Origin of the sequence: Ralstonia flaminis (genome assembly GCF_958415495.1) — a bacterium.
Taxonomy (GTDB): Bacteria; Pseudomonadota; Gammaproteobacteria; order Burkholderiales; family Burkholderiaceae; genus Ralstonia; species Ralstonia flaminis.
The window spans coordinates 107,130-121,992 of the sequence record NZ_CATZLL010000012.1; the positions used below are offsets into that span (position 1 = coordinate 107,130).

Genomic DNA, 14,863 nt, shown 5'->3' on the forward strand with positions numbered 1-14,863 from the left:
AGTTTTTGCAAGGATTCAAGCGCGGTTTTTCGCCGCGCAAACCTGCTAGAATGCGCGCACTTTTTGTCGAATACTTCCCTGGAGGGTTAAATGGACAACATCGAAGCACGCGTCAAGAAGATCGTCGCTGAACAACTCGGCGTCGCTGAAGGCGACATCAAGAACGAATCGTCGTTCGTGAACGATCTGGGCGCGGATTCGCTCGATACGGTTGAGCTGGTGATGGCACTGGAAGACGAGTTCGGCATGGAAATCCCGGACGAGGAAGCCGAGAAGATCACCACGGTGCAACAAGCTATCGATTACGCGACCGCCCACGTCAAGGCGTAAGCGTCAATCGATCTCTTGACATCGCGGGCCACAGAAAGGGCGGTTGTCCGGTTTGACCGGGTGGCGCACTTTCTGTGGCCTTTGTCGCTGATACAGAGTTGCAGGAAAGCATAGTGAGCCGTCGTCGCGTAGTCGTAACCGGCCTGGGGCTGGTCTCTCCGGTAGGAAACTCGGTCGCCGAAGCATGGGCCAATCTGGTCGCCGGCAAGACTGGGATCGCCACCATCACCAAATTCGATCATTCCGCGCTGGCCGTGCACTTCGCTGGTGAAGTGAAGGGCTTCAATGTCGAGGAATATGGTATCCCCGCCAATGAGGCGCGCCGCATGGATACCTTCATCCACTACGGCATTGCCGCGGGCGTGCAAGCGCTCAAGGATAGCGGGCTGGAGATCACCGAGGCCAACGCCGAGCGCATCGGCGTGCTGGTCGGCTCCGGCATCGGCGGTCTGCCAATGATCGAAGATACCCACGCTGAATACACGAATCGCGGCCCGCGCCGCATTTCGCCGTTCTTTGTGCCGGGTTCGATCATCAACATGATTTCGGGTCACCTGAGCATCATGTTCGGCCTGAAGGGCCCGAACCTGGCAGCCGTGACGGCCTGTACAACGGGGCTGCACAGCATCGGTCTGGCGGCTCGCCTGATTCAGGCCGGCGATGCTGATGTGATGGTTGCCGGTGGTGCCGAGTCGACCGTCTCGCCGCTGGGCATTGGTGGTTTTGCCGCGGCGCGCGCATTGTCGACCCGCAACGATGACCCCGCCACCGCGTCCCGTCCGTGGGACAAGGACCGCGACGGGTTCGTGCTGGGTGAGGGTGCCGGCGTGGTGGTGCTCGAGGAGTACGAAGCCGCCAAGGCGCGTGGCGCTACGATTTACGCGGAAGTCGCGGGCTTCGGCATGAGCGGTGACGCATTCCATATGACCGCACCGAATATGGATGGCCCGCGCCGTTGCATGCTCAACGCGCTGCGCGATGCTGGCATCAACGCCGATCAGGTCCAGTACCTGAATGCGCATGGCACGTCGACGCCGCTGGGCGACAAGAACGAATCGGATGCCATCAAGGCGGCTTTCGGCGACCATGCCAGCAAGGTTGTCGTGAACTCCACGAAGTCCATGACCGGTCACTTGCTGGGCGGGGCGGGGGGGCTGGAGTCGGTGTTTACGATTCTGGCGTTGCACAACCAGGTGTCGCCGCCGACCATCAACATCTTCAATCAGGATCCCGAGTGTGATCTCGATTACTGCGCCAATACCGCGCGTGATATGAAGATCGACGTGGCCGTGAAGAACAACTTCGGCTTCGGCGGGACCAACGGCACGTTGGTGTTTACGCGTCCGTAACGCTATCCGGCGCGCAGCCTCAGGGTTGTGCGCCGTTTTCGCTCCCCATCTTGGTTGTTCAGCGCATCGTTTTCCCGGCGCCGTATCGGCGGTTGTGTGCCGTCGGTCGGCTCTGCATGGCAAGCCTTGTTTGCTTTGTCCTGCTCTGGTTAGCCTGTGCGTGGGGTGCGGCGCTCCCGATGCTGACGTGGGTCGGGATCGGCGCACTGGCAGTGGTGGCTTGCATTCCGCTGGCAGTGAACCGTTCACCGCTTGCGATGGAACTGATGTGGCGCGCTCGTCTCAAAGCAGATGGTGAACCAGGCCAGCCTATCTGGCAGGTCCGGTTGGAAATGCCCCAAGCGGTCCGAAATGCGCTTCTGTTATGGTCTTGGTCTCTCGGCGAGCGCGTCTTGATTCTGGGTGTCGCGCAGCGCGGGTGGTGTCCACAGATCTTTGTGCTGATGCCACCCTGGTTTACTGCCGGGCTGCTGCGCCGCATACGAAGTCTGTTGCGTCTGGGGCCGCCTCCGATGGCTACTCAGGCGACCGGTGTGTCGTAGGTAAAATACAACGTTTCGAAGTCACAAAAATTCAAGGCGATACACTGCAGGTGAAGAATCCGTGAGTGAACGCGAAGCCGACCAGATCCTCGTCGAGCGCGTCCAGCAAGGCGACAAGCGGGCGTTTGAGTTGCTGGTGGTCAAGTACCACCGCAAGATCATTCGTCTCGTCTCGCGCCTGATCCGTGACCCGGCCGAAGTCGAGGATGTGGCACAGGATGCCTTTATCAAGGCCTACCGTGCGTTGCCCCAGTTCCGGGGTGAATCCGCGTTCTATACGTGGCTGTATCGCATTGCCGTCAACACGGCGAAGAATTACCTGGCGACACAGGGCCGGCGCCCTGAGTCGTCCAGCGACATTGACACCGAAGAGGCTGAAACTTTTGCCGACGGTGAACAACTAAGGGATATCAATACGCCGGACTCCATGCTGCACACCAAGCAGGTGGCCGAAACGGTCAACCGTGCGATGGAGGCGCTGCCCGAGGAATTGCGTACCGCAATCACGCTCCGGGAGATCGAGGGTCTGAGCTATGAGGAAATCGCCGAAGCGATGGCGTGCCCAATTGGGACGGTCCGGTCACGGATTTTCCGGGCTCGCGAGGCGATTGCCGAGAAATTGCGCCCCCTGCTGGGAACGGTGGAGGGCAAACGGTGGTAGCCAGCCGATATGACAAGCCGGCGGCCGCGGGCGTAAGCCCCGGCTGCAAACGGTGAAACCTCGGGAAGTCTTCTCTCGGATCGTTGATTGGACGTTGGAGTTTTTGGGGTCGGGAAATGGGTCAGGCTCAAATGCAGGCAGCAGAAGCGGAATTCGCGCAGCGTATTTCCGCGTTGATGGACGGTGAAGTGGCGGCGCACGAGGTGTCGTCGGCTGTCGAACTCGCCAAGGACGGCGAGGGCGCGGCGCACTGGCGCGAGTATCAGCTGATCGGTGACGTGCTCCGGTCGGAAGACCTGCTGAACACGCGCTCCTCCGAAGATTTCCTTAGCCGGTTCTCGGCCAAGCTCGACGCCGAGCCGCATCTGCTGGTGCCGGCCGTGGCGCAGCGCGCGCAAGCCGAAGAGAGGCATCGCTTCCTGGTCCGCCCCTCGTGGGTCCGCCGGATCATGCCAACGACTGCCGTGGCTGCGGCGGTGGCGGCCGTTAGCTGGGTGGTCGTGCCGCAATTGCGTGGTCCCGCCGACAGCGGAGCCTCGCCGGCACTGGTTGCCAAGGCGGTACAGGGTGCCGACGCACCGGGCGTGACGCTGGCCTCGGCCGACAATACGCCCATGATCCGCGACGCCCGCCTGGACGAATACCTGAGCGCGCATCGGCAGTCGGCGACCAACGGCATGGTGGTTCCGTATCTGCGTGCGGTGGCCAACGCGGTGTCGAACACCCAGGACTCCAATCAGGAATAATGCGGGCATCCATGTCGAAGGTGTGGCACCCCGTTGCCGGGGCAGGCGCCCGCAAGCTGCAGGCCGTTCGTCGGTCCGTTTTCCTTCTTCTCTGTGCATCGACGCTGGCTGCCGCTGCGCAGCCGCAAGTCGAACCCATGCCGCGCAAGGAGGCCGCCTCGTGGCTGGCCAAGATTCATCGCGCGGCACTCAAGCAGAACTATGTCGGCACGCTGACGTACCAGCGTGGTACCGGCATGCATTCCACGCGCATTCAGCACTACGCCGATCTCTTCAACAACGAGTACGAGCGCGTTGAAGCGCTGGACGGCAAGCAGCGCGAGATGCTGCGTCAGAACGACGTCGTCCGGAACCTGATCTACGACGTCAAGCTGGTCGTGACCGAGAAACAGGAGCACAAAGACAGCTTCCCGGCGCTGCTCGCCACGACCAATGGCGACGTGCTTGACCAGTACGACATGCGTCACCTGCCGTCTGAGCGCGTGGCCGGCATGGATTGCGAAGTCTTCCAGCTCGATCCGAAAGATGGCTTCCGTTATGCCTATCGCATCTGGGCTGACCGCAACAGCGGTTTGCTGATGCGTGCACAGACCATCGGCGACGACGGCAAGGTGCTGGAACAGGTTGCCTTCTCGCAGGTCGAGGTGGGTGTGCCGTCGGAAAAGCAGAAGATCATTGCGGCGCTCAAGAATCTGAGTGGCTGGAACCAATACGAGATCGTGACACAGCCGACCAACCTGGCTGATCAGGGTTGGACCATCGGTACGCCCATCAAGGGTTTCCAGAAGATTCGCGAAGTGCGTCGTCCGCTGGGCGATATTGCGCCGGCGGGCAAAGGCAGTTCGAGCTTCGAAGTGCAGCAGGTCGTGTTCAGCGACGGGCTCGCCGGATTGTCGCTCTTCATCGAGCCGGTTTCCGAGAAGCGCACGCGCCGCGAGGGCTTCATTTCGCAGGGTGCGACACACGTGATGGTGCGCCGCATTGCCGATTTCTGGCTGACGGTGGTGGGCGAAGTGCCGTTTGCTACCATCAAGCAATTCGGTGCAGCGGTCGACTACAAGCCGGTTTCCGCCAACGCGACCAACTCGGCAACCAACAAGCCGGCCAACGCACCACAATAAGCCGGCGCCTGCCTCAAGCTGCGTGACTAGATCACGCAGCGCATTTCTCTATCTGACTTTGTTCCGGGGAGCCTTCATGCGTACCGCTCGAACCGTTCATGCCTTGCGTCTGTTGTGCGTTGCTGCCCTCATGGCGGCTGGAGGCGCGCTCTTGCCCGCCCATGCGCAGAATGCGACCGGCAGCGTGGCCACCGGCACGTACGGCTTGCCCGATTTTGCCGACCTGGTCGAGAAGGTCAGCCCCGCTGTCGTCAACATCCGTACGACCGAGAAGGTCCGCATGCAGGGCGGCCCGAGCGACGATGACATGGCCGAGTTCTTTCGCCGTTTCTTCGGCGTGCCGATGCCTGGCATGCCCGGTCAGGGGCAAGGTCAGAAGCGCCGCAGCACACCGCAGCCGCAAGAAGAAGAGCAGAGCCGTGGTGTCGGTTCCGGCTTCATCATTTCCGGCGATGGCTACATCTTGACCAACGCCCACGTGGTGGATGGCGCCGAGACCATCTACGTGACGCTGCTCGACAAGCGTGAGTTCAAGGCCAAGCTGATCGGCTTGGACAAGCGTACCGATGTCGCTCTCGTCAAGGTGGAGGCCAGTGGCCTGCCGAGCCTGAAACAAGGGGATTCCGACAAGGTGCGCGTGGGTGAGTGGGTGCTGGCGATTGGCTCGCCGTTTGGGCTGGACAACACGGTCACGGCTGGCATCGTGTCGGCCAAGGGGCGCGATACGGGCGATTATCTGCCGTTTATCCAGTCGGATGTGGCCGTCAATCCGGGCAACTCAGGCGGCCCGCTGATCAACCTGCGTGGTGAGGTGATCGGCATCAACAACCAGATTTATAGCCAGAGCGGCGGCTATATGGGCATCTCGTTCTCGATCCCGATCGACGAGGCGATGCGTGTGGCTGAACAGCTCAAGGCGTCGGGGCGCGTGACGCGGGGTCGCATCGGCGTGGCCATCGATAACGTACCGAAGGACGCGGCGGAATCGCTGGGCCTGGGACGGGCGCGCGGTGCCTACGTGGGCAACGTCGAGGCGGGTGGTCCGGCCGACAAGGCGGGCATCGAAGCGGGCGACATCGTTCTGAAATTCAATGGCCGCGATGTCGAGCGCGCGGGCGACCTGCAGCGCCAGGTTGGCGAGACCAAACCGGGCACGCGTGCGACCGTGCAGGTCTGGCGCAAGGGCACAACGCGCGATTTGTCTGTGACTGTGGCTGAGCTGCAGGCTGATACCAAGGTCGCGCAGCGCGGCAAGGGTTCCCAGCCCGACAACAGCCAGCAGGGTCCAGGCAAGCCGAATGCGCTGGGATTGGTGGTGGCCGATCTGTCTGAGGGCGCGCAGCGCGAGTTCAAGACCAAGGTGGGGGTCGAGGTGCAAGTGGCGGAAGGTCCGGCGGCACGGGTCGGCATCCGCGCTGGTGACCTGATTCTGCGCGTGGGCGATACCGACATCACCAGCGCCAAGCAGTTCAACGACGTGGTCGGCAAGCTCGACAAGAACCGCATGGTGGCCGTGTTTGTGCGTCGAGGCGATGCCACGCAGGTGGTGACGATGCGTCCGAGTGCGGCGCGTTCGGGCAGCGGTCAGTGATTGAGCTGACGCTCTACGGCCGCACGTACTGCCATCTGTGCGACGACATGAAGGTCGCGCTGGAACCGCTCCGGCGTGATTTTTCTTTTCTTTTGCACGAGGTGGACGTCGACAGCGATCCGGCGCTGGAAGCGCGTTTTGGCGAACTGGTGCCGGTGCTCATGACCGGCGCGCCTGACTCGCAGTTGGGGGGAGCGCAGGAGTTGTGCCACTACTTTGTGGATGTGCCTGCCGTTCAGGGCTGGCTGGCCGCACAGACGACGCGGGCCTGATCTCGGCAGCGCCGCAAAAAGAGGCGCGGGAGGCCCCCTGAAATCCGGTAAAATCGACTGTTAGCGCCGATTTTTGCATCGCATGATTTTGCGTCGCAACCTTGGCTTCAAATCCAATTCTCCTGCCGGTGCCGTCCTGAGCGCGCCGGCTATGCCGGACTCGCCACACGTGGCCCGGCAACGCGCCCCTGGGATGGGCGCTTTTCGACGCATTCGATGGACAATATCCGCAATTTTTCGATCATCGCCCACATCGACCACGGCAAATCGACGCTGGCCGATCGCATCATCCAGTTGTGCGGCGGCCTCTCCGACCGCGAGATGGAAGCCCAAGTGCTGGACTCGATGGACATCGAGAAGGAGCGCGGCATCACCATCAAGGCCCAGACCGCCGCGCTGTCCTACAAGGCGCAGGACGGCAAGATCTACAACCTCAATCTGATCGACACCCCGGGGCACGTCGACTTCAGCTACGAAGTCAGCCGCTCGTTGTCCGCCTGCGAGGGTGCGCTGCTGGTGGTGGACGCGTCGCAGGGCGTGGAGGCGCAGACAGTCGCCAATTGCTACACCGCCATTGAGCTGGGCGTGGAAGTGGTGCCGGTGCTCAACAAGATCGACCTGCCCGCAGCCGACCCGGACAACGCGATCCAGGAAATCGAAGATGTGATTGGCATCGACGCGACGGATGCGACGCGCTGCTCGGCCAAGACCGGTGTGGGTGTGGCGGACGTGCTTGAGGCGTTGATCGCCAGGGTGCCTGCGCCCAAGGGCGATCCGGATGCGCCGCTGCAGGCGCTGATCATCGACTCGTGGTTCGACAACTACGTCGGCGTGGTGATGCTGGTGCGCGTGGTGAACGGCACGTTGCGCGCCAAGGACAAGGTTCTGCTGATGGCCACGGGTGCGCAGCATCTGGTGGAGCAGGTGGGCGTGTTTTCGCCGAAGTCGGTTCCGCGTGAATCGCTGTCGGCAGGTCAGGTTGGCTTTGTCATCGCGGGTATCAAGGAGCTGAAGGCTGCCAAGGTGGGCGACACCATCACCCACGTGGCCCCGCGCAAGGCCGAGGCGCCGCTGCCAGGCTTCAAGGAAGTCAAGCCGCAGGTGTTTGCCGGCCTGTATCCGGTGGAGGCCAACCAGTACGAAGCGCTGCGTGAATCGCTGGAGAAGCTCAAGCTCAATGACGCTTCGCTGCAGTACGAGCCGGAAGTCTCGCAGGCGCTGGGCTTTGGCTTCCGCTGTGGCTTCCTTGGCCTGCTGCACATGGAGATCGTGCAGGAGCGTTTGGAGCGCGAGTTCGACATGGACCTGATCACCACCGCGCCGACGGTGGTCTATCAGGTGCAGCAGCGCGACGGCACCATGGTGCAGGTGGAAAACCCGGCCAAGATGCCGGCGGACCCGAGCAAGATCGAGGCGATCCTGGAGCCGATCGTTACGGTCAACCTGTACATGCCGCAGGAATATGTGGGCGCCGTGATCACGCTGTGCGAGCAGAAGCGCGGCTCGCAGATCAACATGAGCTACCACGGGCGCCAGGTTCAACTGACGTACGAGATCCCGATGGGCGAAATCGTGCTGGACTTCTTTGATCGCCTGAAGTCGGTCTCGCGCGGCTATGCGTCGATGGACTACGAGTTCAAGGAATATCGCGTGTCTGACGTGGTCAAGGTCGATATCCTGATCAACGGTGACAAGGTCGATGCGCTGTCCATCATCGTCCACCGCTCCAACAGCGCTTACCGTGGCCGCGAAGTGGCCGCCAAGATGCGCGAAATCATTCCGCGCCAGATGTACGACGTGGCTATCCAGGCTGCCATCGGCGCCAACGTGATCGCACGTGAAAACGTAAAGGCGCTGCGCAAGAACGTGCTGGCCAAGTGCTACGGCGGCGACATCTCGCGCAAGAAGAAGCTCCTCGAGAAGCAAAAGGAGGGCAAGAAGCGCATGAAGCAGGTGGGCACTGTTGAAATTCCGCAAGAGGCGTTCCTCGCCATCCTGCGCGTCGAAGAAAAATAACCCCGGACGAATCTCTCACACATGAACTTCGCCCTGATTTTGTTTGTTCTCGTTGTCATCACCGGGATTGCCTGGGTGGCTGACAAGCTTGTGTTCCAACGCCAGCGCCAAGCGGCTGCGGCGACAGCGCTGGCTGAATTCGATGCGCGCGCACAAGTGCAGGCGCAGTACGGCGGTGGTGGCGACATCGGCGCAGCGCGTCTGCAACTGGCCGAAGACAAGCTGCGCCAGCCCTGGTGGCTTGAGTACACCGCAAGCTTCTTCCCGGTAATCGCGGCAGTGTTCCTGCTGCGCTCGTTCGTGATCGAGCCGTTCAAGATTCCGTCGGGCTCGATGATCCCGACCCTGCAGATCGGCGATTTCATCCTTGTCAACAAGTACACGTATGGCATTCGTCTGCCGATCGTGAACAAGAAGATTGTCGATCTGAACCAGCCGCAGCGCGGCGACGTGATGGTCTTCCGTTACCCGAAAGACGAGTCGATGGATTACATCAAGCGCGTGATCGGCGTGCCGGGTGACGTGGTCAAATACGACAACAAGCGCCTGACGGTGAACGGCCAGCCTGCCACCTATGCGCCGCAGTCCGACTACCTCGACGGCGAGCGCCTAACGTACTCCAAGCAGTACCAGGAGACGCTCGGTACCGTCTCGCACAACATCCTCAACGACGCCGATCGTCCGGCCTACGTGTCGGGTCCGGACGATTTTCCGTTCCGCGAAAACTGCACTTACAATCAGACCGGTTTTACCTGCAAGGTACCTGCAGGTCACTATTTCATGATGGGTGATAATCGCGACAACAGCGCGGACTCCCGTTACTGGGGCTTCGTGCCGGACAAGAACATCGTCGGGAAGGCGTTCTTCATCTGGATGAACCTGGGTGACCTGAAGCGGATCGGCAGCTTCCATTGATCCGGTAAGTGACTCAAAATTCTCTTATTGAAACTCGGCAATTGCACAACGGGGGAAATGCAATGCGGATTCGTCAGGCCGGTCTGAAACGCCAGTCGCGCGGGATTTCGATGTTCGGCATCCTGATCGGCATTATTGTGTTGATCACGTTCGTGCTGCCAGCAATCCGGTCCGTTCCAAGCCTGATGGAGTATCAAGCGATTACCCGCGCAGTGAAGCAGGCACGCGAGCGTGCTAGCACGCGTGAAGAGGTGTCCAATGCATTCGACAAGCAGGCCGCCATTGATGACATCAAGTCGATCAAGGGCGAGGATCTGGACGTGCTGGATGCAGGTGGCTCCATTCAGGCAGTGCGCTTCTCGTACAAGCGCGAGATTCCGCTGTACGGCCCGATCGGCTTGGTGATTACCTATTCGGGAACCCAGCGTTGACATGAGTTTGGATGCATTGCAGCAACGCCTTGGCTATCGCTTCAGCAAACCGGAGTTGCTGCAGCAGGCGCTCACCCATCGCAGCCACAGCGCGATGCATAACGAGCGCCTGGAGTTTCTGGGGGATTCGATCCTGAATTGCGCTGTCGCAGACATGCTCTACGGCATGTTCGGCAAGCTGGATGAGGGCGATCTCTCGCGCGTGCGGGCCAACCTAGTCAAGCAGCAGGCGCTGTACGAGATTGCTCAGATGTTGCAGTTGCCTGACGCATTGCGCTTGGGCGAGGGCGAGTTGAAGAGCGGTGGCTTCCGCCGGCCATCCATCCTGGCGGATGCGTTGGAGGCGATCTTCGGTGCGGTGTTTCTCGATGGCGGTTTCGATGCCGCTCGCACGCTGATCCGCAAGCTGTATATCCCGATCCTGGAGCAGGTCGACCCGCGCACGCTAGGCAAGGATGCCAAGACGCTGCTGCAGGAGTACCTCCAAGGTCACAAAATTGCGCTGCCGCTGTACACGGTGGTTGCCACCCACGGCGCGGCGCATAATCAGCAGTTCGAGGTCGAGTGCACGATTCCGAAGCTGGAGATTCGCGTTTCCGGCAGTGGGGCATCGCGGCGCGCGGCCGAACAATCGGCGGCCAAACTGGCCCTGGATGAAGCGCATCGCCTGGTGCCGCAGCTCGTCAAGCGCAGCCGCGCCGAGCGCACAGGCAAGACGCGCAAGCAGGCCACACCGCCCGATCCGCAGTTGTCTCTCAGGTTGAAGGAATAATCAGGTAAATGAGCGACACCCCATTGCAGCCTCCGCAACCAGAATCTGGTGCCCCGGAGGGGTTCCGCTGCGGCATGGTCGCCATCGTTGGGCGCCCGAACGTTGGCAAATCCACGCTGATGAATGCCCTGGTGGGCCAGAAAGTCAGCATCACGTCGCGCAAGGCGCAGACCACGCGTCATCGCATCACCGGCATTCAAACCACGGACGACGCGCAGTTCGTCTTCGTCGATACGCCGGGCTTCCAGACGCGCCATGCCACCGCGCTGAACCGTTCGCTTAACCGCGCGGTCACGTCCACGCTCACGTCGGTGGATGCCGTGCTGTTCGTGGTCGAAGCTGGTCGCTATGGCCCGGACGACGAGAAGGTACTCTCACTGCTGCCGCGCGAGACGCCCGTGATCCTGATCGTCAACAAGGTCGATCGGCTGGATGGCTACACGCGTGCCGAGATGGTCGCTACGTTCCTGCAAGACATGGCGCAGGTGTTTCCGTTTGCCGAAATCGTGCCGATGTCGGCCAAGAACCGCGATGACATCGACCGCCTGCTCGGCATCGTGCGCCCGTACCTGCCGGAAGGCGAGCCGATGTACGACCCGGAAGCGTTGACTGACCGCAGCGAGCGCTTCCTGGCCGCAGAAATTGTTCGCGAGAAGGTCTTCCGCTGGACCGGGGACGAATTGCCGTACTCCAGCACCGTCGTCGTCGACAAATTCGAGACCGAAGGCCGCCTGCGCCGCGTGTTCGTCACCATTCTGGTGGACCGTGACGCGCACAAGGCGATGATCATTGGCGCCAAGGGTGCCAAGCTCAAGCAGATCTCTACCGAAGCCCGCATGGACATGGAAAAACTGTTCGACGGCAAGGTGTATCTGGAGGTCTGGATCAAGGTCAAGAGCGGCTGGGCCGACAACGAAGCCGGCCTGCGCGCCTACGGCTACGAGTAGCCGCCTAACCGTTTGCCTTTAGCTGGCAACTCCACACACGCTCGATGGCGGGACGATCCGATCCGATTCCGGACGAGGCTGCGGAATGGCTGGCAGAGGAAGGCGTTGCCGGCGCCGCGCCGCGCAGGAGCTTTCCTGCCGGGCGCTCGGAGACGCGCGTTGCGGCGCAGCCGGCCTTCGTGCTGCACAGCTACCCGTACCGCGAGACCAGCCTCATCATCGACGTTTTCACGCCGGACTACGGCCGCATGGCGCTGGTCGCCAAGGGCGCCAAGCGACCGCATTCGGCGCTGCGTGCGGTGCTGCAGACGTTCCAGCCGCTGTCGGTGTCATGGAGTGGCCGCGGTGATGTGCGTACGCTGACCCGCGCCGAGTGGGTTGGCGGCATGGTCCCGCTCGGTGGCGAAGGGCTATTGTCGGGCTTCTATCTGAACGAGCTGCTGGTCAAGTTCGTTGCCCGCGAAGACGGCCACCCGGTGCTGTTCGCGCACTACGTCGAAACACTCAATAAACTCGCGCACGGTGAGCCCGCTGCGTTGACACTGCGCGCGTTCGAACGTGTGCTCCTGCGGGAAACCGGCTTTGCTGCCCAGCTCGACCGCTGCATTGACGGTGAGCCGGTGCAGGCCGAGGGCGACTACGTTTATCACCCTGAACGCGGCATCCGCCGCGCGTTGCCGAGCGATCCCTCCTCCTGGCCTGTGCTGCGCGGTCAGACACTGATCGACATGGAGCGCGACGACTACGCCTCACGCGCCACAACTGCCCAGCAGAGCCGCAGCCTGATGCGTTTCCTGCTGCATTATCATTTGCACGGCACGCCGCTTTCGACGCGCCAGATCCTGATCGACTTGCAGAAACTATGATCTTTCATGCTTCGCCGGGCGTTATCGACCTGGGCATCAACATCGACCACGTCGCCACGTTGCGCAACGCGCGCGGCACCACCTATCCGGATCCGATTGCAGCGGCGTTGCTGGCGGAAGAGGCCGGCGCTGATCTCATCACGCTGCATCTGCGCGAAGACCGTCGTCATATCAAGGATGCCGATGTGCGTGCGCTGCGCCCGCAACTTCGCACGCGCATGAACCTGGAGTGTGCTGTCACGCAGGAGATGCTCGACATCGCCTGCGATATCGGCCCGCAAGACGTGTGTCTCGTGCCGGAGCGCCGCCAGGAGGTGACCACCGAGGGTGGCCTGGATGTGGTGGGCGGCTTTGCCAAGGTGCAGGCAGCGTGCAAGCAACTGGCCGATGCGGGCATCCGCGTGTCGCTGTTCATCGATCCGGATGCGGCACAGATTGAAGCCGCAGCTGCCGCTGGCGCACCCGTCATCGAACTGCACACGGGGCGCTATGCCGAAGCCACCGACGATGCCGAGCTGAAGGCGGAACTCGTCCGCATCGAAACGGCCGTGGAAGAGGGCATCCGCTGGGGCGTGCGCGTGAATGCCGGCCACGGCCTGCACTATACGAACGTGCAACCGATCGCGGCCATCGCGGGCATCCACGAGCTGAACATCGGCCATGCCGTTGTGGCGCATGCTGTGTTTGCCGGCTGGCAAAACGCGGTGCGCGAGATGAAGGCGATCATGGTGGCGGCGCGCTTGTCGTCCATGACGCCCACTGCGGCCCATCCGGGCGTGCCCGTATGAGCGAGCAGGCTGCCGCCGCCACGGTGTCCGGTGCCATCTACGGCATCGGGACCGACATCATCCAGATCGAGCGTGTCGAGGGCGTGATGCAGCGGACCAACGGCCGCTTTGCCGAAAAGGTGCTCGGGCCCGATGAACTGCGTGTCTACCACGCCCGTAAGGCGCGCTCCGAGCGCCGCGGGCTGGCCTTTCTGGCGACGCGCTTTGCCGCCAAGGAAGCCGTGTCCAAGGCCATCGGCCTGGGCATGCGCTGGCCGATGACGTGGCGCGCAGTGCAGACGCTCAACTTACCCTCCGGGCAACCTGTGGTGCGCTACAGCGGCGAACTGGCCGACTGGATTGCACAGCATGGCCTCCATATTCAGATCAGCGTGACGGACGAGCGCGACTACGCTGTCGCCTTTGCCGTCGCCGAGTTGCAAACGAAACCCACCGCATGAATTCCACAGCAAAGACGCAGAAACGCCCCGGTCCGATCGTTCTCGACGTTGCGGGCCTCCAACTCGGGGCTGACGATGTCCGTCGCATCGCGCATCCGTTGACGGGTGGTGTGATCCTATTTGCCCGCAACTTTGAGTCGCGCGCGCAGCTGACGGCGCTCACGCAGGCGATCCGCGCCATCCGTGATGACGTGCTGATCTGTATCGACCACGAGGGCGGCCGCGTGCAGCGCGCCAAGACCGATGGTTTCACGCACCTGCCCGCGATGGGCGCCCTGGGCAAACTGTGGGACCGCGACGTGCTGGCCGCCACGCGCGCTGCCACCGCATGCGGCTACGTGCTGGCCGCTGAACTGCGCGCGTGCGACATCGACCTGAGCTTCACGCCCGTGCTCGATCTCGACTACGGCACCAGCAGCGTCATCGGCGATCGTGCTTTCCATCGCGACCCGCGCGTCGTGACCATGCTCGCGAACCACCTGACGCTCGGCCTGCGCTTGGCCGGCATGGCCAACTGCGGCAAGCACTTCCCGGGGCACGGCTATGTCCAGGCCGATTCGCACGTTGCGGTGCCAGTGGATGATCGCCCACTTGAGGCCATTCTTGCTGACGATGCGCAGCCGTATGGCTGGATGGGCCTCGGCCTGCAATCGGTGATGCCGGCGCACGTCATCTATTCGGCGGTCGATCCGAATCCGGCTGGCTTCTCGCGCTTCTGGCTGCAGGACATGCTGCGTGCGCACTTCAATTTCGACGGCGTGATCTTCAGCGACGATCTGAGCATGGAAGGCGCGAGCGTCGCCGGCTCCGTGGTGGATGGTGCTCGTGCGGCACTGGCTGCGGGCTGCGACATGGTGCTGATCTGCAATGCGCCGGACAAGGCCGATCGCCTGCTTGGGGAACTGGACGTGGCGATGGGCAAAGCATCCCAGCGACGTGTGCGCCGGCTGTTTGGCGGCAGGGCGATCAAGGATTGGTCAAAGCTGCAACAGCAATCGGCCTACAAGCAGGCCCTGCGTACCCTGCGTGAGGCCCGGCTGATTGCGTAAAGCGTAGAGAGGCGATGGCGGGCCGCT

17 protein-coding genes are annotated in these 14,863 nt (G+C 62.2%); all 17 read left to right on the plus strand.

Annotation, left to right across the window (positions count from 1 at the left end; all coding sequences use genetic code 11):
* Positions 1 to 90: 90 nt before the first annotated feature.
* Positions 91 to 330 carry an acyl carrier protein gene (gene acpP / locus R2N11_RS18340; RefSeq protein ID WP_021195372.1) on the plus strand — a complete coding sequence of 80 codons (240 nt, stop codon included), beginning with the start codon at positions 91 to 93 and terminating at the stop codon, positions 328 to 330.
* 113 nt (positions 331 to 443) lie between these two features.
* Entirely contained in the window at positions 444 to 1,679 is a 1,236-nt protein-coding gene (gene fabF, locus R2N11_RS18345; protein ID WP_316681915.1) for a beta-ketoacyl-ACP synthase II, read from the plus strand.
* A gap of 179 nt (positions 1,680 to 1,858) precedes the next feature.
* Entirely contained in the window at positions 1,859 to 2,221 is a 363-nt protein-coding gene (locus R2N11_RS18350) for a hypothetical protein (RefSeq protein WP_233176869.1), read from the plus strand.
* 61 nt (positions 2,222 to 2,282) lie between these two features.
* Complete coding sequence (rpoE, locus tag R2N11_RS18355; RefSeq protein WP_199030066.1) at positions 2,283 to 2,882, plus strand: RNA polymerase sigma factor RpoE; 600 nt, start codon at positions 2,283 to 2,285, stop codon at positions 2,880 to 2,882.
* A 116-nt stretch (positions 2,883 to 2,998) separates the two neighbouring features.
* Positions 2,999 to 3,628 carry a sigma-E factor negative regulatory protein gene (locus tag R2N11_RS18360; protein WP_199030065.1) on the plus strand — a complete coding sequence of 210 codons (630 nt, stop codon included), beginning with the start codon at positions 2,999 to 3,001 and terminating at the stop codon, positions 3,626 to 3,628.
* 11 nt (positions 3,629 to 3,639) lie between these two features.
* Entirely contained in the window at positions 3,640 to 4,749 is a 1,110-nt protein-coding gene (locus tag R2N11_RS18365; protein ID WP_199030064.1) for a MucB/RseB C-terminal domain-containing protein, read from the plus strand.
* A gap of 76 nt (positions 4,750 to 4,825) precedes the next feature.
* Positions 4,826 to 6,340, plus strand: coding sequence for a DegQ family serine endoprotease (locus R2N11_RS18370; RefSeq protein ID WP_199030063.1), 1,515 nt, complete (start codon positions 4,826 to 4,828; stop codon positions 6,338 to 6,340).
* Positions 6,337 to 6,612 carry a glutaredoxin family protein gene (locus R2N11_RS18375; RefSeq protein ID WP_199030062.1) on the plus strand — a complete coding sequence of 92 codons (276 nt, stop codon included), beginning with the start codon at positions 6,337 to 6,339 and terminating at the stop codon, positions 6,610 to 6,612. The genes R2N11_RS18370 and R2N11_RS18375 overlap by 4 nt, the downstream gene beginning before the upstream one ends.
* A 216-nt stretch (positions 6,613 to 6,828) precedes the next feature.
* Positions 6,829 to 8,628, plus strand: coding sequence for a translation elongation factor 4 (gene lepA / locus R2N11_RS18380; protein WP_199030061.1), 1,800 nt, complete (start codon positions 6,829 to 6,831; stop codon positions 8,626 to 8,628).
* A 21-nt stretch (positions 8,629 to 8,649) separates the two neighbouring features.
* The gene (lepB, locus tag R2N11_RS18385; RefSeq protein WP_199030060.1) at positions 8,650 to 9,543 is read left to right on the plus strand and encodes a signal peptidase I; all 894 of its coding nucleotides are present in this window, start codon (positions 8,650 to 8,652) and stop codon (positions 9,541 to 9,543) included.
* A gap of 62 nt (positions 9,544 to 9,605) precedes the next feature.
* Positions 9,606 to 9,974, plus strand: coding sequence for a DUF4845 domain-containing protein (locus R2N11_RS18390; RefSeq protein WP_199030059.1), 369 nt, complete (start codon positions 9,606 to 9,608; stop codon positions 9,972 to 9,974).
* Between the two features lies 1 nt (position 9,975).
* On the plus strand, positions 9,976 to 10,746 hold the full coding sequence (gene rnc / locus R2N11_RS18395; RefSeq protein ID WP_199030058.1) for a ribonuclease III: 771 nt from the start codon (positions 9,976 to 9,978) through the stop codon (positions 10,744 to 10,746).
* Positions 10,747 to 10,754: 8 nt separating this feature from the next.
* On the plus strand, positions 10,755 to 11,693 hold the full coding sequence (gene era, locus R2N11_RS18400; protein WP_199030057.1) for a GTPase Era: 939 nt from the start codon (positions 10,755 to 10,757) through the stop codon (positions 11,691 to 11,693).
* A 44-nt stretch (positions 11,694 to 11,737) separates the two neighbouring features.
* Positions 11,738 to 12,559, plus strand: coding sequence for a DNA repair protein RecO (gene recO, locus R2N11_RS18405; protein ID WP_199030056.1), 822 nt, complete (start codon positions 11,738 to 11,740; stop codon positions 12,557 to 12,559).
* Positions 12,556 to 13,347 carry a pyridoxine 5'-phosphate synthase gene (gene pdxJ, locus R2N11_RS18410; protein WP_199030055.1) on the plus strand — a complete coding sequence of 264 codons (792 nt, stop codon included), beginning with the start codon at positions 12,556 to 12,558 and terminating at the stop codon, positions 13,345 to 13,347. Before recO ends, pdxJ begins: the two co-directional genes overlap by 4 nt.
* Entirely contained in the window at positions 13,344 to 13,787 is a 444-nt protein-coding gene (gene acpS / locus R2N11_RS18415; RefSeq protein ID WP_316681918.1) for a holo-ACP synthase, read from the plus strand. The genes pdxJ and acpS overlap by 4 nt, the downstream gene beginning before the upstream one ends.
* On the plus strand, positions 13,784 to 14,836 hold the full coding sequence (gene nagZ, locus R2N11_RS18420) for a beta-N-acetylhexosaminidase (RefSeq protein ID WP_199030053.1): 1,053 nt from the start codon (positions 13,784 to 13,786) through the stop codon (positions 14,834 to 14,836). The genes acpS and nagZ overlap by 4 nt, the downstream gene beginning before the upstream one ends.
* Positions 14,837 to 14,863: the final 27 nt, after the last annotated feature.

Excerpts from the sequence above, each read along its gene's own strand:
- rnc (WP_199030058.1), top strand. The coding sequence starts at position 9,976 with ATGAGTTTGGATGCATTGCAGCAACGCCTTGGCTATCGCTTCAGCAAA.
- lepB (WP_199030060.1), top strand. The coding sequence starts at position 8,650 with ATGAACTTCGCCCTGATTTTGTTTGTTCTCGTTGTCATCACCGGGATT.
- acpP (WP_021195372.1), top strand. The coding sequence starts at position 91 with ATGGACAACATCGAAGCACGCGTCAAGAAGATCGTCGCTGAACAACTC.
- R2N11_RS18370 (WP_199030063.1), top strand. The coding sequence starts at position 4,826 with ATGCGTACCGCTCGAACCGTTCATGCCTTGCGTCTGTTGTGCGTTGCT.
- era (WP_199030057.1), top strand. The coding sequence starts at position 10,755 with ATGAGCGACACCCCATTGCAGCCTCCGCAACCAGAATCTGGTGCCCCG.
- R2N11_RS18360 (WP_199030065.1), top strand. The coding sequence starts at position 2,999 with ATGGGTCAGGCTCAAATGCAGGCAGCAGAAGCGGAATTCGCGCAGCGT.
- R2N11_RS18350 (WP_233176869.1), top strand. The coding sequence starts at position 1,859 with ATGCTGACGTGGGTCGGGATCGGCGCACTGGCAGTGGTGGCTTGCATT.
- R2N11_RS18390 (WP_199030059.1), top strand. The coding sequence starts at position 9,606 with ATGCGGATTCGTCAGGCCGGTCTGAAACGCCAGTCGCGCGGGATTTCG.
- pdxJ (WP_199030055.1), top strand. The coding sequence starts at position 12,556 with ATGATCTTTCATGCTTCGCCGGGCGTTATCGACCTGGGCATCAACATC.
- R2N11_RS18365 (WP_199030064.1), top strand. The coding sequence starts at position 3,640 with ATGTCGAAGGTGTGGCACCCCGTTGCCGGGGCAGGCGCCCGCAAGCTG.
- lepA (WP_199030061.1), top strand. The coding sequence starts at position 6,829 with ATGGACAATATCCGCAATTTTTCGATCATCGCCCACATCGACCACGGC.
- recO (WP_199030056.1), top strand. The coding sequence starts at position 11,738 with ATGGCGGGACGATCCGATCCGATTCCGGACGAGGCTGCGGAATGGCTG.
- nagZ (WP_199030053.1), top strand. The coding sequence starts at position 13,784 with ATGAATTCCACAGCAAAGACGCAGAAACGCCCCGGTCCGATCGTTCTC.
- acpS (WP_316681918.1), top strand. The coding sequence starts at position 13,344 with ATGAGCGAGCAGGCTGCCGCCGCCACGGTGTCCGGTGCCATCTACGGC.